Origin of the sequence: Paenarthrobacter sp. AMU7 (genome assembly GCF_041200195.1) — a bacterium.
Classification (GTDB): domain Bacteria; phylum Actinomycetota; class Actinomycetes; order Actinomycetales; family Micrococcaceae; genus Arthrobacter.
Genome location: NZ_CP165735.1, coordinates 474,965 through 495,775 on the forward strand (window position 1 = coordinate 474,965; position 20,811 = coordinate 495,775).

20 protein-coding genes and 1 pseudogene are annotated in these 20,811 nt (G+C 63.4%); 13 read left to right on the top strand and 8 right to left on the bottom strand.

The window, feature by feature from the left end; translation table 11 throughout:
* Positions 1-23: 23 nt before the first annotated feature.
* The 4 genes from ABQM86_RS02315 to ABQM86_RS02330 all read right to left on the bottom strand — a co-directional run bounded on the left by ABQM86_RS02315 (position 24) and on the right by ABQM86_RS02330 (position 4,965).
* The gene (locus ABQM86_RS02315; protein WP_280626052.1) at positions 24-2,033 is read right to left on the bottom strand and encodes a fructose-specific PTS transporter subunit EIIC; all 2,010 of its coding nucleotides are present in this window, start codon (positions 2,031-2,033) and stop codon (positions 24-26) included.
* The gene (locus tag ABQM86_RS02320; protein WP_207595921.1) at positions 2,030-3,022 is read right to left on the bottom strand and encodes a 1-phosphofructokinase family hexose kinase; all 993 of its coding nucleotides are present in this window, start codon (positions 3,020-3,022) and stop codon (positions 2,030-2,032) included. Before ABQM86_RS02320 ends, ABQM86_RS02315 begins: the two co-directional genes overlap by 4 nt.
* Positions 3,019-3,810 (bottom strand): DeoR/GlpR family DNA-binding transcription regulator, encoded by a 792-nt coding sequence (locus tag ABQM86_RS02325; RefSeq protein WP_280626056.1) that lies wholly within the window; start codon positions 3,808-3,810, stop codon positions 3,019-3,021. Before ABQM86_RS02325 ends, ABQM86_RS02320 begins: the two co-directional genes overlap by 4 nt.
* Before the next feature lie 723 nt (positions 3,811-4,533).
* Positions 4,534-4,965, bottom strand: a complete 432-nt coding sequence (locus ABQM86_RS02330; protein ID WP_207595923.1) for a hypothetical protein — start codon at positions 4,963-4,965, stop codon at positions 4,534-4,536.
* A gap of 175 nt (positions 4,966-5,140) precedes the next feature.
* On the opposite strand from ABQM86_RS02330, the gene ABQM86_RS02335 reads away from it, so the two are divergent.
* From ABQM86_RS02335 to ABQM86_RS02345, 3 genes are all read left to right on the top strand, one after another.
* Entirely contained in the window at positions 5,141-5,914 is a 774-nt protein-coding gene (locus ABQM86_RS02335; protein WP_207595924.1) for a GAF and ANTAR domain-containing protein, read from the top strand.
* Between the two features lie 215 nt (positions 5,915-6,129).
* The gene (locus tag ABQM86_RS02340; protein ID WP_207595925.1) at positions 6,130-6,585 is read left to right on the top strand and encodes a hypothetical protein; all 456 of its coding nucleotides are present in this window, start codon (positions 6,130-6,132) and stop codon (positions 6,583-6,585) included.
* A gap of 37 nt (positions 6,586-6,622) precedes the next feature.
* Complete coding sequence (locus ABQM86_RS02345; protein ID WP_337340731.1) at positions 6,623-7,801, top strand: glutamate--cysteine ligase; 1,179 nt, start codon at positions 6,623-6,625, stop codon at positions 7,799-7,801.
* 63 nt (positions 7,802-7,864) lie between these two features.
* On the opposite strand, the pseudogene ABQM86_RS02350 reads toward ABQM86_RS02345, so the two are convergent.
* Together ABQM86_RS02350 and ABQM86_RS02355 are read right to left on the bottom strand one after the other, a co-directional pair.
* Positions 7,865-8,267 (bottom strand): annotated as a pseudogene (locus ABQM86_RS02350) (VOC family protein).
* 10 nt (positions 8,268-8,277) lie between these two features.
* Positions 8,278-8,745, bottom strand: coding sequence for a helix-turn-helix transcriptional regulator (locus tag ABQM86_RS02355; RefSeq protein ID WP_280626063.1), 468 nt, complete (start codon positions 8,743-8,745; stop codon positions 8,278-8,280).
* A gap of 26 nt (positions 8,746-8,771) precedes the next feature.
* Here ABQM86_RS02355 and ABQM86_RS02360 point away from each other — a divergent pair, with 26 nt between their 5' ends.
* From ABQM86_RS02360 to ABQM86_RS02375, 4 genes are all read left to right on the top strand, one after another.
* On the top strand, positions 8,772-9,389 hold the full coding sequence (locus ABQM86_RS02360; protein WP_207597425.1) for an alpha/beta hydrolase: 618 nt from the start codon (positions 8,772-8,774) through the stop codon (positions 9,387-9,389).
* 190 nt (positions 9,390-9,579) lie between these two features.
* A complete protein-coding gene (locus ABQM86_RS02365) occupies positions 9,580-9,933 on the top strand; it encodes a hypothetical protein (protein WP_369745840.1) in 354 nt (117 codons plus the stop codon).
* An 80-nt stretch (positions 9,934-10,013) separates the two neighbouring features.
* Positions 10,014-10,739 carry an HAD family phosphatase gene (locus ABQM86_RS02370; protein WP_207595930.1) on the top strand — a complete coding sequence of 242 codons (726 nt, stop codon included), beginning with the start codon at positions 10,014-10,016 and terminating at the stop codon, positions 10,737-10,739.
* 30 nt (positions 10,740-10,769) lie between these two features.
* On the top strand, positions 10,770-13,124 hold the full coding sequence (locus ABQM86_RS02375) for a glycoside hydrolase family 65 protein (RefSeq protein WP_369745841.1): 2,355 nt from the start codon (positions 10,770-10,772) through the stop codon (positions 13,122-13,124).
* Between the two features lie 34 nt (positions 13,125-13,158).
* Here the strand turns inward: ABQM86_RS02375 and ABQM86_RS02380 are convergent, their stop codons facing one another.
* Entirely contained in the window at positions 13,159-14,742 is a 1,584-nt protein-coding gene (locus ABQM86_RS02380; RefSeq protein ID WP_369745842.1) for a PucR family transcriptional regulator, read from the bottom strand.
* Between the two features lie 194 nt (positions 14,743-14,936).
* Between ABQM86_RS02380 and ABQM86_RS02385 the strand changes: the two genes are divergently transcribed.
* The 6 genes from ABQM86_RS02385 (at position 14,937) to ABQM86_RS02410 (ending at position 20,288) form a co-directional block, all read left to right on the top strand.
* Positions 14,937-16,238: an alpha-hydroxy acid oxidase gene (locus ABQM86_RS02385; RefSeq protein ID WP_207595935.1), complete on the top strand. Its 1,302-nt coding sequence runs from the start codon at positions 14,937-14,939 to the stop codon at positions 16,236-16,238.
* Positions 16,238-17,179, top strand: coding sequence for an ABC transporter substrate-binding protein (locus tag ABQM86_RS02390; RefSeq protein ID WP_207595936.1), 942 nt, complete (start codon positions 16,238-16,240; stop codon positions 17,177-17,179). Before ABQM86_RS02385 ends, ABQM86_RS02390 begins: the two co-directional genes overlap by 1 nt.
* A 27-nt stretch (positions 17,180-17,206) precedes the next feature.
* Positions 17,207-18,130, top strand: coding sequence for an amino acid ABC transporter permease (locus tag ABQM86_RS02395; protein ID WP_369745843.1), 924 nt, complete (start codon positions 17,207-17,209; stop codon positions 18,128-18,130).
* Entirely contained in the window at positions 18,130-18,894 is a 765-nt protein-coding gene (locus tag ABQM86_RS02400) for an amino acid ABC transporter ATP-binding protein (protein ID WP_369746616.1), read from the top strand. Before ABQM86_RS02395 ends, ABQM86_RS02400 begins: the two co-directional genes overlap by 1 nt.
* Before the next feature lie 40 nt (positions 18,895-18,934).
* Positions 18,935-19,315, top strand: coding sequence for a RidA family protein (locus ABQM86_RS02405; protein ID WP_207595938.1), 381 nt, complete (start codon positions 18,935-18,937; stop codon positions 19,313-19,315).
* Positions 19,316-19,478: 163 nt separating this feature from the next.
* Positions 19,479-20,288 carry an RNA polymerase sigma factor gene (locus tag ABQM86_RS02410; protein WP_369745845.1) on the top strand — a complete coding sequence of 270 codons (810 nt, stop codon included), beginning with the start codon at positions 19,479-19,481 and terminating at the stop codon, positions 20,286-20,288.
* On the opposite strand, the gene ABQM86_RS02415 is transcribed toward ABQM86_RS02410, so the two are convergent.
* Positions 20,259-20,666, bottom strand: a complete 408-nt coding sequence (locus ABQM86_RS02415) for a hypothetical protein (RefSeq protein WP_369745846.1) — start codon at positions 20,664-20,666, stop codon at positions 20,259-20,261. The two genes, ABQM86_RS02410 and ABQM86_RS02415, sit on opposite strands and share 30 nt — an antisense overlap.
* Between the last annotated feature and the right edge of the window lie 145 nt (positions 20,667-20,811).

Here is a 20,811-nt window from a genome sequence, read left to right on the forward strand (position 1 = left end):
CTTGGGTTTTGGACGCCGGAGTTTTAGACGCTGGCGGTTGCCGGGGTTGCTTCCACTTCCACCGGCTTTTTGACGGCAAAGCGCTTGAGGGCGATGACGGCCAACGCGCTGACCACCATTCCAGCCACGATGGCGATGATGAACATCGGCAGGTTGCCAATGGCGAAGAAGACGAAGAAACCGCCGTGGGGAGCCTGGGAAGTTACTCCCGTGGCCATGCAGAGTGCACCGGTCAGGGCGCCGCCCACCATGCTGGCGGGAATGACCCGCAGGGGGTCTGCTGCAGCGAAGGGAATGGCACCTTCGGAGATGAAGGATGCACCCAGCAGCCAGGCCGCCTTGCCGTTTTCACGCTCGTTGAGGGTGAAGAGCTTCTTGTTCAGGACCGTGGCAAGGGCCATGGCCAGCGGCGGAACCATGCCGGCCGCCATCACTGTGCCCATGATCAGCCACGGAGCCTGGTTGTCTGCGCTGCCCGCGCTCAGGCCGGCAACTGCGAAGGCGTAGGCAACCTTGTTGACCGGACCGCCGAGGTCGAAGCACATCATGAGTCCAAGGATGATGCCGAGAACTACAGCGGAGGCGCCACTCATGCCGGTGAGCCAGTTGTTGAGAGCCACCGTAAGGCCGGCAATGGGACCACCGAGGACCAGGAACATCAAGCCGGACGCGACGATGGAAGCAAGCAGCGGGATGATGACGACGGGCATGAGGCCACGGAGCCAGCGGGGTACCTGCCAGGTTCCGATCAGATGCGCGACGTAGCCGGCCAGGAGGCCGCCGACGATGCCGCCGAGGAACCCTGCGCCCATGAAGCCTGATACAGCACCGGCGACGAAGCCGGGTGCAATACCGGGCCGGTCGGCGATGGCGTAGGCGATGTATCCAGCCAATGCCGGGACCAGGAAGCCCATGGACAGGGCGCCGATCTTGAACAGGACCGCACCAAGGTAGATGGCGAGTCCGCCTTCAGGCAGATTGCCGAAGTTGTTCTCCAGCACCACCTTGTCCGCTACCTCAGTGATGTCGTAGCCGCCCAGCAGGAAGCCGAGGGCAATCAGCAAACCACCGCCGGCCACGAACGGAATCATGTAACTGACGCCGGTGAGAAGTGCTCGCTTCAGCTTCTGGCCAATGTGTTCACCCTTCTCCTCCTCGGCACGCTCAGCCTGCTCTTCGGCCCCGGCATGGGGAACGCGGCGTGCGCGGGGATCCTCGGCAGCTGCAAGTGCTTCCTGGACCATCTTGGTGGGTTCGTCGATGCCACGTTTGACGGGAGCGTTGATGACCGGCTTGCCAGCGAAGCGCTCCTTGCCGCGAACATCAACGTCGACGGCGAAGATCACCGCGTCGGCTGCTGCAATCACGGCCGGGTCCAGCGGCTTGGCGCCTGAGGAACCCTGGGTCTCCACCTGCAGGTCCACGCCCATTTCCTTGGCCGCGGCAACCAGCGAGTCAGCAGCCATGTACGTGTGTGCAATACCCGTGGGGCAAGCGGTCACCGCCACAATGCGCTTGGGTGCGGCAGTCGTCGTCGAGCTTTCTGTAGGAGCAGCGGCAGCGGCTGGTGCGGCAGCCGGCTTGTCTGCCAAGGCGCCATCAACCAGTTCAACGATCTCTTCAGGGGAAGACGCCGCACGCAGTGCTGCCGTGAAGTCTTTTTTGATGAGGGACCGGGCCAGCTTGGACAGCAGCTTCAAGTGTTCCTGGTCTGCGCCGTCCGGGGCTGCGATGAAGAAGATCAGGTCTGCCGGGCCGTCCTTGGCGCCGAAGTCCACCTTGTGGGACAGCCGGGCCATGGCCAAAGCAGGCTCCTGGACCGCAGCAGAGCGGCAGTGCGGGATGGCGATGCCGCCGGGGACGCCGGTTGCGGTCTTCTGCTCGCGGGCGAAGGCGTCGGCAAAGAGCCCTTCAACCTCGGAAGCACGGCCGGTGGCGGCAACTTTGCCGGCCAGGACGCGGATGACGTCGGCAGGGGAGTCGCCCAGGTTTTGGTCGAGGGTGACCAATTGGGTTGTGATCAGCTGGGTCACTGTGAGTCCTTCTGGAGGGCCGTGATGGTTACGGCATTGGGGGTTGTCTGGTGGACTGCCGGGACAGTGGAGCCCGGCAGGGAGGCAGCAGCGGCACCATGCGCCACGGCTTGACGAAGGCAGTCCTGCGCGGAGCCGCCTTGGGTTGCAGCCAGCAAGTAGCCGGCCAGTGCAGAGTCCCCGGCGCCTACCGTGCTGACGGCTTTAATGGGCGGATGCGTGGCCAGCCACGCTCCGTCCGCCGTCACCAGGATTGCTCCTTTGGACCCGAGTGTTGCGAGAACGGCGGCTACACCGCTGGCGACGACGGCGGCTGCAGCTTCAGCGGCTTTGGCCGGATCCGCTTCCAGTTCGTCAGCAGTGGAGACGCTGGTGAAACCGGCGGCGGCGGCAAGCTCTGCGAGCTCTTCCGCGTTCGGCTTCAGGAGGTCCGGCTTCCCGGAGGCATCGCCCACCAAAGCCGCCGCAAGCGGCGCCCCGGAGGAGTCAATGGCGATGCTTGGGGAGGCCGTTCCATCCGGGATCGACCGGAGCCGACGGGCGATGGTGGCGTAGAAATCCGCGGGAACTCCTGGTGGGAGCGACCCTGCGAGTACCACCCAGCTGGCGCCGCGGGAGCGTTCCAGCAGCAGCCCGATCAGGGCTTCCTGCTGTTCCTCGCTCAGCTCCGGGCCGGGTTCGTTGATCTTGGTGGTGACGCCGTCCGGTTCGGTGAGGGTGACGTTGCTGCGCAGCGCCTGGCCGATGGGCAGCGCCGCGAATGGCACACCGCCGTCGTGCAGTCCGGAAAGGACCGGGTCCGAATCCGCGCCTGGAAGGACTGCCACGGTGTCGAGGCCGGAGGCCACGAGGGCCCGTGAAACGTTGACGCCCTTTCCGCCCGATTCCTGATGGACGGCCACGGCGCGCTGCACCTCGCCGCGGGCCAGGGCGCCGGGGAGTTCCACCGTGCGGTCCAGGCTGGGGTTGGCGGTCAAGGTGACGATCATGCGATCACCACGTCTACGCCGGCGTCGGCCAAGGCCGCGGCGAGTTCTGCGGATGGTTGGCTGTCTGTAATCAAGGTGTCGACATCCTTCAAGGTGGCGAACTGGACCAGCGTTTCGGAGTCCAGCTTGGAAGAATCGGCCAGGGCCACCACGCGGCGGGCTGAGGTGACGAAAGCGGCTTTTACCGCTGCTTCCTCAGGATCGGGGGTGCTGAGGCCGAAGGTTGCGTGGATGCCGTTGGCGCCCACAAAAGCGATGTCCGGGCGAAGTTTGTACGCGGCTTCCACCGTGGACTGCCCGACGGCGGCTTGCGTCAACCCGCGGACCCGGCCGCCAAGGATCTGCAGTGCTATACCCGGGGTGGAGGAGAGTTTTCCTGCGATCGGAATGGCGTGGGTAATCACCACGAGTTCATCGTTTCCGTTGGCCGCGGGTGTCCGCTGCGCCAGCAGGTCTGCAAGGGTTTCCGTGGTGGAACCTGCGTCCAGCAGGATGCTGCCTGTTGTGAGCTCCGGGATCAGCGCGAGGGCGGCGTTTGCGATGCGGAGTTTCTCCACCTGCCGCTGTACCGCCCGTTCAAGGATGCTTTCCTCGCGGGTGCTCAGGCGGTCGGAAGGTACCGCGCCACCATGGACGCGGCGCAGGTTCCCGGAGACTTCGAGGGCCGCGAGGTCGCGGCGGATTGTCTCAGTGGTGATGCTGAAACGGTCGGCAAGGTCTGTGACGCTCACCCGTCCGCGCTCTGCGACGAGTGCGGAGATCAGTTGCTGGCGTTCTTCGGCGAACACTTACCCTCCATTGCGGTCAAGCCAGGTCTTCAGGACGGCCACTTCAGTGACTGCTGTCACAACGATGTGGAATTGCTTGACTCTATCTTTGTTTATGTTGGTTAGTCAAGAGAAATCAACATAAACAAAGATCGCTGGAGGTATCCGTTTCGTCCCCGGGCACGGCAAAGGGCATGCCGCGCTCCCTGTAGCGCGACATGCCCTCGTGCGGATCCTGACTGGGGGATTTTGCCAGGATCCGGTCTGTGAACGTGACCGGTTGTTACCTGCCCGTGCGGAGGTGTGTCCAGCTCCCCTTACGTCAGGGGAGCGTGCGGTTCCCCGTGCCCGGGCGGGGATGGCACCGCGGGTCCCGGTGTGGGGTCAGGAACCGGCGGTGGTCCAGGCTCCGGCAAGGGAACAGGCTCGGGTGTAGGTCCGGGTTCGCGGGTGGGGTCCGGGTGCGAAGGGTCCGGTGGGAATTCGCTCATGGTCAGGAGCTCCTTTGACGCGACGAGCGGTGCGGTCTGAGGCTTTCCGGGACGGACGAGGGGTACCAGGTGGTGTCCCATCCGGAGTTCCGGTAGTCGATGGGCAAATTATCTGGATCCGGCGGGTCGGGAAGCTTCCGCCTGCTGGCCGTCCTGGGCTGCGAGCCGGTTGTCGAAGTGTCTTTCCTCTGTGGTTCTGTGTGCATGCTGTCCCTCCCGGTAGCTCCAGAACTGGTGTTGCGGCCGCGGATCCTCATTCCGGGATCTCCATGCGGAAGCCGCAGTGGCATCCGAGGATGCGGGTGTTGATCAGGACCTCGTACATCCTCAACTGGCCGCCGGGCCTCAGGACCAAGGGGGCTTGGATCCGGCGAAGCTCGCAGCTCTTGGTCTTCATGGGCTCGCCGCAATGCAGATACTGGCCGCCGAACTGCAGCACACCTTGGGAGACGCCTGGACGGTTCAGTACCAGCGCAACCCTTTGGACAGACGCAACCTGTTGATAGGCGTACCTGCAGGCGTGGCACTCGTAGGCGACATCAACCATGTTGGGCGCGGGTGGATAGTGCGACTGGATGGAGTTCACCAGAAGGTGCTTGTCTGTATTGCAGCGCTTGCACCAAAGGGGCTCGTCAGGCGGTTGATGGGCTTCGTCAGGGATTCTGGACGCTGGCTGGGCCGGCATGGTCTGCACCTCTGCATGGAAAAATGCGGGACGCCCGTCTGCATGAGCTGGGAAAGCCTGGTCCTCGTGGGGACTGTAGCTAGATTGTGCACATAGCTGCACCGTAGATGCAAGGATTCTGCCACCATTCCTGACGGGGGTGACAAGCCCGGCCCGGACGATCGTAAACTAAGGCATGAGCGAAATGAACGTTGACTTGGTGCTGCCTGATGCCGCCTCAGCGTCTGACGACGATTCGGTACCTGACCGTCTCCAGGACCTTGTCATCGACAGCGAGGACGTGGGCGGATTCCTGGAAGAACTAGCGGTCTTTTCGGCAGCGGCTGTGTCCCAGGCCGTTGGCATGCCTGTGCACTGCGGCATCACCCTTAGCCGGCGACGCCGTACGGCAACGGTGGCCGGGAGTACCCCCGAAGCCAGGTTGATCGACGAAATTCAGCAGGCGTACGGCGATGGGCCGTGTCTGGAGGCGATGCGAAGCCGTACCACCGTGCACGTTCCGGACACTTCCACCGAAGTGCGGTGGTCGGAATACTGTGCTGTCATCGCCGCGCGAGGCCATCTTTCAGCCCTCTGCGTCCCTCTGGAGCTGGACGAAGGAGCCACTGCTGCACTGAACTTCTTCGCTCCCCATGCCGGAGTCTACGACGAAGCCACCATCCGAAACTGTGAGCTGTACGCAAGCCAGGCCGAACGCTCGCTGCGGTTGGCCGTGCGCATAGGAGTAAAGCAGCAGCACGCTGACGATCTCCAGGATGCCATGCAATCCCGGACCGTCATTGACCTCGCCAGCGGGATCATCATGGGGCAGAACCGCTGCACCCAGGAAGAGGCATTCCAGATTCTGAAGAAGGCCTCCAGCACCCGGAACCAGAAGCTGCGGGAGGTCGCAGAGTCACTGGTCCAGAGTGTGTCCAAGCAGGCTCCTGTGGCCCATTTCGAGCCCTGAGCCAGGCAGGCGGACTCCCGGCCGCAAGGCCGTGACTTGTGACGCGCACCACTGGTGAACTACATTTTAGGTGGGTTAAGCAGATAGCCCTTGGAACCTCATGTCACCTGGTGCCATCACGGATGGTCCAAGAACTGCACTCTTAGCCGTGGCCGCTTTCGGCCGGCTCTCCGTGCATGCATGCGGCTCCTTGGAGAAGTAAAAGGAGAATGGCAATGACGCTTGGATCCCTGCCCGTCCCGAAGCCTGCCAGAGGGACGGATCCCGCAACCGGTGAGACCGGAGCGCGGCCCTGGTGCACAGTATGCGGCACTGATTCGTACATTTTTGTTGAAACCGTGGTTGAAGCCCAGCCGAATCAGTCCGAGGTAGTAGAAGTCAGCTACACCTGCAGTGAGTGCGATACGTTCTACGCCCACGCTGTCCGGCTGGAGGCCTTGGTGCCTGAGATCCAACGGGAATTCCTCTCCACTTCCGCAGCGGGACTCTGGTTCAGTTGCACCCATTGCGGCGATCCCATGACCTTGGGACGTCCCACCGAGCGGGTGATTGAGGCGCCCCGGACCACGGATGATCCGGAAAGCCCCAGCCTCCTGGAGGTGTACTTGCAGACGCAGGTGCTGCATTGCCGTTGCGGTTTCCAAATGGAGGTTCCACGCCACGTTGGGTGACCGCCGTCTCTGAACAACCAACAGCGGGAGGGTGGCTATGCGCACGTTTGGTGTTGAAGAGGAACTGTTGATCGCGGATCCCGCGGACGGCACGCCATTGGCGTTGGCCGCAGACATCCTGGACGTTGCGGCTCCCCTCTACGGAGGAAGAACCGTAGAAACAACCGGCGGGAAGGCCGGCGCCGAGGAAGCCGGTGCCGGGAGCGCGACGTTGAAGTCCGAGTTCAAGCAGGAGCAGGTGGAGGTCAACTCGCGTCCTTGCCGGACTGCGGCCGAACTCAGGGCCGAGATCCGTGCCGGTCGGGCGTTGTCTGACAAAGCCGCACGAGCCGTGGGTGCGCGCGTCGCGGCGTTGGCAACCCCGCCGGTCTTCCACGCCACACCAACTCTGGGCAACCAGCGGTACGCGGCGATGGGGACGGAGTTCGGCTTGATTTCCCGTGAGCAGCTCACCTGCGGTTTCCATGTCCACGTGTCCATCGAATCACCGGAAGAAGGGGTCGCAGTCCTTGACCGGATGCGGCACTGGCTGCCGGTCCTGCTGGCCTTGAGCGCCAATTCTCCTTTCTGGATGGGAGCCGACACGGGCTTTGCCAGCTACCGCACGCAGATCTGGAACAGGTGGCCCACGGCCGGCCCCATGGACGTTTTCGGTTCAACGGAGGGCTACCAGGCGATGCTCTCCGAGCTGTTGGGGACGGGCGTTCCGTTGGATGAGGGAATGATCTACTTCGATGCCCGCCTCTCCAGGGGGCACCCCACCGTTGAACTGCGGATCGCCGACGTTTGCCTGTACGCCGAAGACGCCCTCACCATTGCCGTCATTGCCCGTGCCCTGGTGGAGACATCTGCGGCTGGGTGGCGGCAGGGTAAGCCGGCGTCAAGCACGTTGACGCCGGTCATCCGCATGGCGAACTGGAAGGCCAGCCGCTTTGGCATCAACCAGCAGTTGTTGCACCCGCTGGAGCAGCGGCCCTACCCCGCCGCGGACGTTGTGGGCGCCCTGCTCCGGCACGTTCGAGTGGCTTTAACAAGGGCCGGCGATCTCGCGCTCGCACGGGCAGGTGTGGCCAACATCCTCCGCCGGGGCACCGGCGAACGGCTGCAACGCCAGGCGTACAGCCAGCGGCGCCGGTTGTCCGACGTCGTGTCCGCCGCCATCGCGTCGACCCATCAGGATGACGAAAGGTCCGACGCCGGACTGCTGAGTCTGTGACAACCGGCCCGCTGGGCCTGTGGCAACCGAGCTGGACAGCAGCCGCCTGCCGGTGGGCCGCCGTCAGCCCTGATTGATGCGGATCATGTTGCCGGAGGGATCGCGGAAGGCGCAGTCGCGCGGACCCCATGGTTGGTCGATCGGTTCCTGGAGTACCTCGGCTCCGGACGCGCGGAGTTTCTCGAACGTGCCGTCCAGATCATCTGTGGTGAATACCAGCATGGGCATGACGCCCTTGGTCAGCAGTTCCTGGATGGCGTCGCCGTCGGCCTGGGAGCGGCCGGCGTGCGGCGGGGAAAGGACCAGTTCAAGATCCGGCTGGGCATCGCTGCCGATGGTGACCCAACGCTGGCCGTCCGAGCCGACGTCGTTCCGGACGTCGAAACCCAGGGCGTCGCGGTAGAAGGCGAGCGACTCATCCACGTCGGTTGACAGTGACATGTGCGTACTTCAATGAAATGTTCATGAACCACACGCTATTGCAGCTGTGACGTGGGCGCTTCTTCAATCCTGCTCAGTGTTTCAAGAGCGGGAATCCTGCCTTTGCTGGTTCTTTCAGGGCGGGTGTGTTGTTTCGCAATGCAGTTGGGCATGGCCTTGACGGCGTGGTGTTCGCGGGAGCGGTATTCGCTGGGGTTGATGCCTACGATTTCCGTGAAACGCGTGCTGAAGGATCCCAGCGACGTACAGCCCACTTCCATGCAGGCGTCCGTGACGCTGGTCCCCGCCCGGAGCAGGGCCATGGCCCGCTCGATCCGCCGGGTCATGAGGTAGTTGTAGGGCGATTCCCCGTAGGCGGCCTTGAACTGGCGGGAGAAATGCGCGGGGGACATGAGGGCGCCGGCGGCCATGGTGGGCACGTCCAATGGACGCGCATACTCGCGGTCAATGAAGTCGCGGGCGCGCCGCAGATGGGCCAGATTGGCCAGTTCCTGCGGAGTCATGGCGCCAGTCTACTAGGCTCATGCCCATGGAATCAGTGGTGTGGTCAAAGCCCGAAAACCAGCGCGAGGGCACTCCGCTGCTGGTGATGATGCACGGGTATGGAACCAGCGAACAGCGGATGGTGGACCTCTTCCCGCATCTGCCAGGCGAGTTCACGTGCGCTGCGCTTCGCGGTCCCAAAGTGATCGGCGACCATTACGGTTGGTTCCTGCTGGACTACTTCCTGACCAACGACTTTGCTGATGTCATCGCGTCCACCAACTCGGTGTTCAACTGGATCAACTCCGTCAAGGACAACCACAGCAGCGTCAGCTTGCTGGGGTATTCGCAGGGCATGGCCATGGCCAGCACGCTCCTGCGCTTGCGGCCCCACGCCTTCAAGGCCACGGTGGGCCTGTCCGGTTTTGTGCTGGACAACGACCTCCTTGCCCTGAGCGAGTCCTTCGACACCCCGCCGCCGTTCTTCTGGGGCCGGGACAAGGCCGATCCCGTGATCAATGAGGACGCGATTGCCCACACTGCCGAGTGGCTGGAAGCCAACGTGGCCCTGACCGCACGGACCTATCCGGGCATGGGCCACAGGATCGAGCCGCCCGAGCTGGTGGATGTCAGCGCCTTCTTGAAGTTCTACGTGCTGGGGTAAAGCTCTGGGTGGGAGCCCGGATTAGAAGGCATCCGGGCTCCGGAATCAACCTCGTGGTGCGATTCTCGTCACAATTTCGCATTCGACTGCACACTATTGAATGACAAAATTGTAAGCGCTTACACTTTTGGCTGGTGATCCGGTTCGGGTCTCGTGAAGGTGCCAGGCGAACAGGGAAAGGGTTGAGGCTGTGGTGCATTGCAGGGCCTCGACCGCCTCAGCCTGGTTCTTCGCCCTGGAGGCATCCGGGCTGGCTACAGGCAGCGTGGGCATGGTAAATGTTCCGTGGGACAATGAAGGTATCGATGACGAACACGCAGCCCGGCAGGCACCCCAACACCTGCTGGGGCTGGGCCATGGGGCCTTGGCCGTTCTCTCAAGCTATCAACACCCCGTTGTGATTGAGCGGGCAATGCCGGAACCCATTGCCCGTGGCGCGAGGCCCACGGCGGCTTTAGCCCATGGCGATGAATCCGCGTTCGGTGCGTTGACGGCGTTCCGGAAACGCGGTTTATCTGCCCGGGAACGTGCCAGTGAATACTGAAACCCCGCCCACCACCTGCTCGATACCAAGCTCATCGAACGCAAAACCACGCGCCGCAAGCGCTGAACGGAATACTGCATATGACTGATCTTCGTAATGCCTGGACGGGTGCTTCGGCCCTGTTGTTCGACCTCGACGGCGTGCTGACGCCTACTGCCGTGGTGCACGAGCAGGCGTGGCAGGAGCTGTTCGACGGTTACCTGGCCGAAACGGGACACCCGCAGGGGTATCAGGAGAGCGACTACTTCGACCACATTGACGGTAAGCCGCGCTTCGACGGTGTCCGGGATTTCCTGGCATCCCGCGGCATCACTTTGCCCGAAGGCCCGGTCCACGACCACCCGGACAACGTCACGGTGCAGGGCCTGGGCAACCGCAAGAATGCCATCTTCAACGAGATCGTGAACTCCCGCGGCGTGGAGCCGTTTGAAGGCTCGGTCAAGTTCATCAATGCCGCGGTGGAACTGGGTCTCAAGGTAGCTGTCGTGTCCTCCTCACGCAACGCCCCTGCCGTCCTGAAGGCCGCCGGCCTGGACCACCACTTCGAGGTGGTGGTGGACGGCCAGGTGGCTGCCGGCGTCGGGCTTCCCGGCAAGCCTGACCCGGCCACCTATGTCTATGGAGCAGGCCTGCTGGGCGTCCCCGTGGAGGAATGCATCGTGGTGGAGGATGCGGTGTCCGGGGTGCAGGCCGGCGCAGGCGCCAACTTTTACGCCGTGATCGGCGTGGACCGCGGGGCGGGCCGCCAAACCCTGCTCGACGCCGGTGCCACGTTGGTGGTGGACGACCTCAACGATCTTCTCTGACCCTACTTTTTCGAAGGATTTCAACCGCCCATGGCACTCATCAGCTCCGATCGGCTGCGCTTCCCCTGTGAGCCCTGGAAGCTCGTGGAGAATATCCACGTCCTTGGTGACGAGGGAACGCTGGAAACGCTGTTCGCACTTGGCAACGGCCACCTTGGTATCCGCGGCTCGCACTCAACAGCGGGCGACGGCGAACTGCCCGGCACGTTCATCAATGGCTTCCACGAGATCTGGGACATCAAGCACGCCGAGAATGCTTATGGTTTCGCCAGAACCGGCCAACGGATTGTGTACGTTCCGGATGCCAACAACTTCACCGTGTCCATCGATGGCGAGGCCCTGAGCCTGGCTGAGTCCACGGTGACTGACTACAGCCGCAGCGTGGACTTTTCCACCGGCGTCTACGAAGAGAGCATCACGTGGGCCTGCCGTTCGGGTGCGACCGTCACCACGGTGGAGCGCCGGGCGGTGGGGTTCGATTCCCGCGGATGTCTTGGCCTGGAGCTGTCCCTGACTGCTGACCGGGACGTGTCCGCGGACATCACTTCCGGCGTCGTGAACCGTCAGGACCAGCCTGTGGAGGACCAGTCGGCCCACGACCCCCGCCGTTCGGGCCGGCATGCCGGCCGGGTCCTGCTGCCGTTGCATTTGCAGGGTGCTGACGGCTCCCTGCGCCTCGCATGGGAAACCGCCGAATCACGCCAGCGCGTGGCCATGGCCGTGGATCACTGGATCTCCGCGGAAGGCCAGCCATTCGAGACGTTGGTGGGCGAGGACGACTCATCCGTCCGCTACGTTCTGGCAATCCACCACGGCGACACATTCCGTTTGGAGAAAACGGTCAGTTACCTGGTGGCAGGTTCCACGGACGCCGAAGACCGCGGAGAAAGCCTGGCGGCGGAAGCCGAAGCGAAGCTGGTACCGTTCGCCGACATCCTGGCCCAGAGCAAAGCGCACTACGACGAATACTGGACCACGGCCGACATCCTGATCGGTGGCCAGCCGGAGATGCAGCAGGCGGTCCGGTGGGGACTGTTCCAGCTGGCGCAGGCAACCGCGCGTGCCGGTGTTGCCGGAATCCCCGCCAAGGGTGTGAGCGGTTCCGGCTACGAGGGCCACTACTTCTGGGACCAGGAAATCTACCTCCTGCCGTACCTGACGTACACCAATCCTTGCGGAGCCCGGAAGGTCCTGGAATCGCGGCACGCCATGCTGCCCGACGCGCGGGTGCGGGCCAAGGAGCTCAGCGTGGACGGAGCGCTGTTCCCATGGCGGACCATCAACGGGCTTGAAGCCAGCGCCTACTATGCCGCCGGTACGGCCCAGTTCCACATCGCCGCGGCCATTGCATTCGCCGCCAACCGCTATGAATGGGCCAGTGCAGATCCCACCTTCCGCGCGGAATTGGGTGCCGACCTGCTGATCGAGACAGCACGCATGTGGGCTTCGCTGGGCTTCTTCGGCAAGGACGGAATGTTCCACATCCACGGTGTCACCGGCCCGGATGAGTACACTGCCGTGGTTAATGACAACCTGTACACCAACGTCATGGCGCGCTTTAACCTCCGTGCCGCCGCGGCGTTGGAGCACGAGGGTATTGCCGGCACCGAGCGTTTGGTGTGGCGTCAGGCAGCCGAGCGGATGTTCCTTCCGTACGATCCACACCTCCAGCTCCACAGCCAGGACAACGACTTCATGACCCTTGAGCCGTGGGACTGGAACACACCCAAGTCCAAGTACCCGCTGCTGCTGAACTTCCACCCGTTGGTGATCTACCGGCACCAAGTCCTCAAACAGGCCGATACCGTGCTGGCAATGTTCCTTCAATGGCAGGACTTCTCGGCCGAGGAGAAGCAGCGCGCTTTCGACTTCTACGATCCCATCACCACAGGTGATTCCACCTTGTCCGCCTGCGTGCAGGGCATCATGGCCGCCGAGGTGGGGTACGGCGACGTCGCGCTCCAGCACTTCACCGAGGCGCTGTTCATCGACCTCGACAACTCACATGGCAACACGATCGACGGGGTCCACATCGCCTCCACCGGAGGGATCTGGAGCTCCTTGGTCTGTGGCTTCGCCGGCATGCGGGACCAGGGTGAGGTGCTGCGCTTCGATCCACGCCTCCCCTTGGAATGGGAAGGCCTGTCCTTCCGCCTCAAGGTCCAGGGACGCCTGCTTGCAGTGGACCTGGCGCAGGGTTCCATCGAGCTCACACTCATCCCCGGGCCGGACTACAGCGACGAACCGTTGCAAGTGAACGTGCGGGAGCAGGTGGTCACTGTCGGTGCGGATACCGTCTTGGTTCCGCTGGAAACGGTGCCGGTGCCACCGCCGTCGATCTTCCCCAGCGTCTTCCCGACGGCGGGACTTCCGATCATCCGGTAGCCTTCAGGCTTCGCGGGGTCAAAATCGGCGGGAGTTACGTGGAGGCAAGGTCCATGGTGGTCAGGCGCAGCCACAACCACAGCCGTTTCTGCGGATCCGCCAGGTCCAGGTTGAAGTCCTCGGCCAGGCGGGTCACGCGGTAGCGGACTGTGTTGTTGTGGACATGGAGTTGGGCGGCCATGGCCGAGATATTACCGTTGCTCGCAAGGTAGGCGCGGAGGGTGTCCAGGTAGTCCGTTTGCTGCTCGGCGTCCCGGGCCTGGATCCTGGCGATTTCGTCTGTTCCGCCCAGTCCGTTCTCCTCAATGAATGCCCCGATCTTCAGCAGGTTCAACGGGATCTGGAAGTCCTCATAGAGGGCTACTCCCGGTGCCTTCCCGGCGCCGGCCGTCTTTCCGCCGCGCGCCTGCAGGTTCATCAGATGGTTCAAGGTCTGGATGGCCTCGGACCGGGACCGGGGAAGGTCCTCGATTCCTGGGGCTATGCCCCCTACGGTAGCGATGACCGGGAACGGGCTGATGGTGTGTGAGTACGCCTCAATTTCCTGGATGATCCGCCCATGCACGGCCCGGGGCGGGTTCCCCTTGCAGGGCAGGAGCGCGTAGACCACCGAGCCGAGCAGGGCGCTGTGCCCGGTGCCGAACTGCACGTTGCAGACCGTGGTCACCAAGTGCAGCAGCCGGTGGATGTCGCGCACCGATTCCAGGCTTCCGGTCTCCGGGCGGACGATCGAGAAGGCGGCCACGGCCAAGCCGTTGGCGGCGTCCAAGCCCAGTTGGGCAGCGGCGAACGAGGCATGCGGAGCGTCGTCCATGACCGTACGGATGAGGTCCGCATTGCGGCGCTCCCCGAAGTCCGAGGCGGAGCGGGCATGCAGCATGTGCAAACCGGCCAACGGCGCCATCCGGTCCAGTGCATTCAGGGCCGCAGCCCGGTTTTCCTCGCCGGGATCGATGATCCAGATGGAACCGAGCAGCTCGCCCCCGGCCCGGACGGCCAGCGCAAGGCGGGCCATGCCGTCGTCGGGCGCTGGCACCAGCACCGCTCCCGGGGCGGCGTAGACAATCTTGAAATCCTGGTCGAAAGCCGGTGGTGTGGTTTCCTCGAGGGTGAGTGTGGTGATGCGCCGGAGCTCATCGATGGGTTGGCCAGGCAAGGTGGAATAGCCGAGGATCCGGCCAAGCGGATCCACGATGCTCGCGGCGCCGTTGGTGATGGAGGCCGCTGCGTTGGCAAAAGCGTAGAGGTCTCCCAGTCGGACCCCGGCCACCGAGTCGGCCGCTGCACCCATGACTGAGGCCCTGGCCAGTGCCACCAGCTTTGTCCAGTCGGCGTCGTCCGGCGCCACCAGCACGGACATGCTGTATCCCACCGCTGCCGATCGCAGCTGCTCCATCTTTGCGCCATGCGCTTTCACGATCACCGCGGCGGCGTTGCTGTTTGCTGCCCTGTGGAGGAGTTGATCGAAATCCGGTGAGCCGTAGGTGCATCCGACGGCCAGGATGATGCGGTCATCCACGCTGGACCAGTGGTCCAGGGGGTCGTACATCAACACGTCCGAGACAGGGTGCCCCAGGTTCTCCGGCGTGGGGTTGGCATGTACCAGGTCCGCTTGCATCAAGTGGATGCAATCGGACAATCGAACGGCGGATTGCTGGATTCCTGATTGAGGGCCCGTCTCCATATGTGGACGTTATCACAAGGCCAATCGGCATCTTATAGAGGAATTCACATATGGCGCGGGGGAGATCTACGTCACTATTGGGAAAGGAGCTGGGCGGCTAACCCAGCAGGAACGCAGAGGACCAACCCATGAAACTCAAGGACATCAAGGCGCTCGCCTCGGTGCAGGGACCAGCCCGATCCATCGCGGAACGACTGTCCCGGAAGTGCTACAGCGTGGAAGACATGCGCAAGCTGGCTGCCAGGCGCCTGCCCAAGAGCATCTTCGAGTACATCGAAGGTGGAGGCGAGGACGAGGTCTCACTGCGCCGCAACCAGTCCTCGTTCCAAGACTGGTCCTTCCTCCCCAAGTGGGGATCGGTGGAGAACTTCGACCTTAGTTCAACCCTCCTGGGCGGACCGGTTTCCATGCCGGTGACCCTCTCGCCCACAGGCGGTACCCGGCTGTTCCACCCGGAGGGAGAGTCCGCGGTGGCCCGGGCTGCGCTCGCTGAAGGAATTCCCTACGGACTGGCCCACCTCAGCACCACCACCATGGAAGATGTCAGCGCTGCGGCGCCGGGACTCCGCCGGTGGTTCAACCTGGAACCCACCCAGGACAGGGGACTGCTGCAAGCCGTCCTGGACCGCGTGTCCAACGCCGGTTACGAAGCCCTGCTGGTCAACGTTGATTGCCGGGCCATCGGCCACCGCGAGCGCGACTACCGCAACGGGTTCACGGCACCCCCGTCCATCAAGCCGAAGACGGTGGTGGAGGGCATGTTGCACCCCGCCTGGGCCCTGGGATTCCTGGCCAACGACGCCATCGCCTTCCCCAACCTGGATGCCGACGTTCCGGAAGGACCGCTGGCCAGTTCCCCGGACATGTGGCGCACGCTTCTGGCCGGGTCCTATGAGCCCACGGATTGGGACGACATCCAGGATCTGCGGGCCCGCTGGAACGGACCGATCATCCTCAAGGGCGTCGTCAACCCGAACGACGTCGCGCTGGCCGTTGCGCTGGGCATCGACGCCATCCAGGTCAGCAACCATGGCGGACGGCAACTGGATCACATGGCCGCTCCCCTGGATGTCCTTCCGGACATCGTGGAAAGGGCCGCCGGCCAGGTGGAAATCATCGTCGACGGCGGAATCCGCCGCGGTTCCGACGTGGTCAAGGCGCTGGCGCTGGGCGCGGATGCCTGCTCCATTGGACGACCCTACCTTTACGGACTGGCCGCAGCCGGCGAAGCCGGCGTGGCGCACGTCCTGCAAATGTTCCGCTCCGAAATGACCCGCACCATGATGCTCCTCGGAGTGTCAACCATCGAAGAACTGCGCACGGAAGGCCGGGACTTGATCCGGCACCGCAACGAAGCGTTCGCCCGCACCCAACCCACCCGTATTCACAAGGCCGCCCCCATGGGCCTTGCACAAATGAGGACTCCCTAATGAACAATGTCCCAGCCACCCGGCCAACCAAACGTGGTTTGCCTGCCGTCGTCCTGTCGGCAGCGCTCATGCTGGCGGTAACGGCTTGCAGCCCCACCGGCAACGCCTCGACGTCGGGTCCATCCGGCGGTTCCGCAGCAGGAGGCACGGGCGTGCCTGCGCTGGAAGTCAACCAGGCCGCCGTCGACCTCCTGCCGGAGTCCATCAAGGCGTCCAAGGTGCTGCGCGTGGCCATACCCACCAACGAGCAGCCGACGCAGTTTTACCGTGAAGGCACGCAGGAAATGACCGGAACCAACCCGGACGTGGCCCGTCTCATCGGTGAGGCGCTGGGTGTCAAGGTCGATATCCAGGTGGCCAACTTCGACTCCATCATTCCCGGCCTGGCGGCCAACCGTTACGACATGACCGTGTCCTCCATGACCCCCACGGAGAAGCGCATGGAAGTCCTGGACTTTGTTGACTACATGCAGATTGGCAACGCGATCGCCGTACCCAAGGGCAACCCGGCAGGCATCAAGGATGAAACCGCGCTCTGCGGCAAGAAGGTAGGGCTGCTCACTGGTTCGTACCAGCTGACCGTGAACGTTCCTGACTACGATGCTGCCTGTGCTGCCGCCGGGAAGGACGCAATCCAGAAGAGCGAATTCCAGGACACCCGGCAGGCGATCTCCGCGCTGACCAGCGGACGCCTGGACACGGTGCTGGCCGATTCTCCCATCCTGAACTTCGCTGCCACCCAAAACCCGCAGATCGAGATTGCGCGGACGTACGAGTTCGCTCCTGTAGGGGTGGGCGTGCCCAAGGAGTCCGGCCTGGTGAAATCCGTCTCCGCCGCCCTGGACGCCGTGATCAAGAGTGAGTCCTACATCAAGGTCCTCGGGAAGTACGGGCTGGAGACCAGCGCCATCACCGAAGCCCGCGTCAACTTCGCCCAGTAAGTATTCGCCCAGTCAAAGGTGACAACCATGCAAAAGCAACCCTCAGTTCCTGATACCAAGGAGCCTGTTACAGCGGCTTCGAGTGATTCGATTCCCGTGGTGCCGCTGAAGCATCCGGTCCGTTTGGTCCTGGCAGTGGTCCTCATCCTGGTGGCGCTCAGCGCCGCGTGGGACGTCGCAGTGAACGAACGGTACCGGTGGGACGTGGTGGTGTCCTATCTGTTCGCCCCGCAGATCCTGGCCGGGGCCGGGCTGACCATCCTGCTGACTGTGGTGTCCATGACCGTCGGCATAGCCCTGGGGACGTTGCTTGCCATCATGAGGCTCTCCGACAACCCCATCCTGAGCACCATCAGCCGCGGCTACATCTGGTTCTTCCGGGGCACACCCCTGCTGGTCCAGTTGATCTTTTGGTACAACATAGCGGCCCTCTACCCAGTCATTGCCTTCGGGCTTCCGTTCGGTGGACCGTCCATGGTTTTGGGTTCCGCGAACGTCCTGATTTCCCCGTTGGGGGCAGCCCTGCTGGGGTTGTCCTTGAATGAGGTCGCTTACATGGCGGAGATCATCCGCGGCGGAATCGGTTCCGTGGACAAGGGCCAGTACGACGCCGCCCGCGCTTTGGGGATGAGCGGCGGGAAGCTCATGAACCGGGTGATCCTCCCGCAGGCCATGAGGGTGGTGCTGCCGCCCACCGGCAACCAGGTCATCTCCATGCTGAAGGGCACGTCCCTGGTGAGCGTCCTGGCGATCTCGGACCTGCTCTACTCGGCGCAGATCATCTATGCGAACAACTACCAGACCATTCCGCTGCTGATTGTTGCCAGCGTCTGGTACCTGCTCATGACCACCGTCCTGAGCTTCTTCCAAAACAAACTCGAACGCAGGTACGGCCGCGGTTTCGATTCGGCACCGCGACGGACCCGCAAGCCCAAGACAAGGACAGCATGATGACTACCGCCATGGTGGAAGCCCGGGGAGTCCGGAAGAACTTCGGTGTTATCGAAATCCTGAAAGGGATTGACCTCAGGGTTGAAAAGGGATCCGTGACCTGCCTGATTGGCCCGTCCGGTTCCGGCAAGACCACGTTCCTGCGGTGCATCAACCACCTTGAAAAAGTTGATGCCGGCAGGCTCTACGTCGACGAGCACCTGGTGGGCTACACCGAGCGCAACGGGAAGCTTTACGAGATGAAGGAACGCCAAACCGCCCGCTCACGGCTCAACGCAGGCATGGTGTTCCAGCGGTTCAACCTCTTCCCACATATGACCGTGCTGGAGAACATCATCGAAGCGCCGGTGCACGTTCTGGGGCGGCCCCGCCGTGAGGTGGTGGTGGAAGCGCAGGCCCTGTTGGACCGTGTTGGCCTGGGCACCCGCGGAGACTCCTATCCGCAGGAGCTCTCCGGCGGGCAGCAGCAGCGGATCGCGATTGCCAGGGCGCTGGCCATGAAGCCCAAACTGATGCTCTTCGACGAGCCCACATCCGCTCTTGACCCCGAACTGGTGGGCGAAGTCCTGGACGTCATGAAGTCCCTGGCCGAGGCCGGGATGACCATGGTGGTGGTCACGCACGAGCTTGGGTTCGCCCGACAGGTAGCCGATCAAGTGGTTTTCATGGACGGTGGCGTGGTGGTGGAAAGCGGCCCGCCCGAGCAAGTGTTGGGCAGCCCCCGGCATGAACGGACCAGGGCATTCCTCTCCAAGGTTTTGTAAGCAGCAGGGTTCCTTCAGCACCACGAAAGGCATCACCATCATGACCCGTCTCCACGTCGCAACAGACCTGGCACCAAGCCCGGCCGGCCCTTACTCCCAGGCAATTGTGGCCAACGGGCTCCTGTACACCGCCGGCCAGACGCCGCATGATCCCATCACGGACGAGCGCGTGGGGATCACCATCGAGGAACAGACCGTTCAAGCCATGGAGAACCTGGGGCACGTCCTGGGTGCGCACGGCCTGGACTTCTCCCACGTGATCAAAGCCACCGTCCACCTGCACCACCCGCGTCGCGACTTTGACGGCTTCAATGCCGTCTACGAAAAGTACGTCGTGGCCCCTTACCCGGCGCGGACCACCGTTGGTTCATTCCTGGGTGACTTCCTGGTGGAGATCGACGTCGTGGCCGCCATCCCGTAACAACCGCCCCCGCAGGAACGTCACAAGAACTTTCCCGCGGCCCCGCCCGATGCATGCCAGAGCGCATTGGGCGGGGCCTTCCTTGACTGCGCCCTCAACACGGCCGCATCACGTCAATCCCTGCAGATCCGTCCAGGCGTGTCCATCCCTTGAAAGGCCCGTTATGTCAGTCCAAACAATGCCATGCCCAAACCGCGGTGACCCCGCTGCCACAGAACCACTGAGCGACCAACAACTGCTGGCGATGGTGCGGGGAGGTGATGTTGCCGCCTTTGGTGAACTGTTCATCCGGTACCGGCGGGTAGGAGGTTTCGTGGCCCGCACGGAATCAAACAACCCAGGTGACGCCGCGGACATAGTGGGTGAAGCGTTCGCCGCCGTCTTGCAATCGATCATCGCGGGTGGGGGCCCTGTGGAGTCATTCCGGCCCTACCTCCTGACCACTATCCGCAGGATGGCCCACCGAAAGAACCAGACGTCCGCCCGGATGGTCCTCACCGACTCACGCACGGTGGATGCCCGGGCCTTTGCCGGTGACGATCACGTGCTGGGGACCCACGAGAGCATCATTTTGGTGCGGGCCTTCCGTGAACTTCCCCGGCGCTGGCAGGATGTGCTCTGGTATGTGGACGTTGAGGGCCTCAAGCCGGCACAAGCCGGCCCGTTGCTGGGGCTGACCCCGAACGCCTTGTCCGCCTTGGCCATGCGTGCACGCGAGGGGCTCCGGCAGATGTACCTGCAGAAGCATGTGGGCGAGCCCACCATTCGGTCCTGCGCACCTTATCTGAGGCATTTCGGCAGGTACGTCCGCAACGGGTTGAGCGGAAATGCGCAGGCCAAAATAAGGCGGCACACGGATCAATGCACCCACTGTTCAGCCGTCCTGGCGGAACTCCGGGAGCTTCAGGCTCCCATGGGCGCCAACGCCATGGGCCAGCCGGCGTTAGGCGACGTCCTTGTCCGGGGCGACTGATGTCTGGCCTGCCACCACTGCGTCGGCTGCCGGCGGCTTTCCCGTTGCTTGTTTCGCCAGCAGACGTCGACGCTCCAGCTCGCAGTTGATCAAATCCAGCAGGGCCTGCGCTGGTTCGGATAAGTGATGAGTGTCGGGTGATCCGAGTTGGTCGCAATGGACCAGTACGTGGCGGATGCGTTCCAGCTCCCGCGACGGCACCAACGGCCAGCGGTGGAACAACTGCCGAACAGCAATTGCTCCGAGGAGGGCGTCGGGTTTGTTCGCCACGCCGTGGTTGCCGTGTTGAGCGGCTGCCCGTCGCCTGGCGATGGTGGCCGCAGAGAGCGCGACGCCATGGGCCATGAGATTCTCGGCCTTGAGTGAATTCGGGGCCATGGGGGACCTCCCCGGGTAGGGCGAAGGAAGCCGTATGCCTGACTTTGAAATTAGCTTACAGAATGTGACTTATGTCATGTCAATAATGACGCGGGATATCCGCCGTCGTGATCTGAAATTCCGTTCTGCGGCTGCGGCCGGCGGA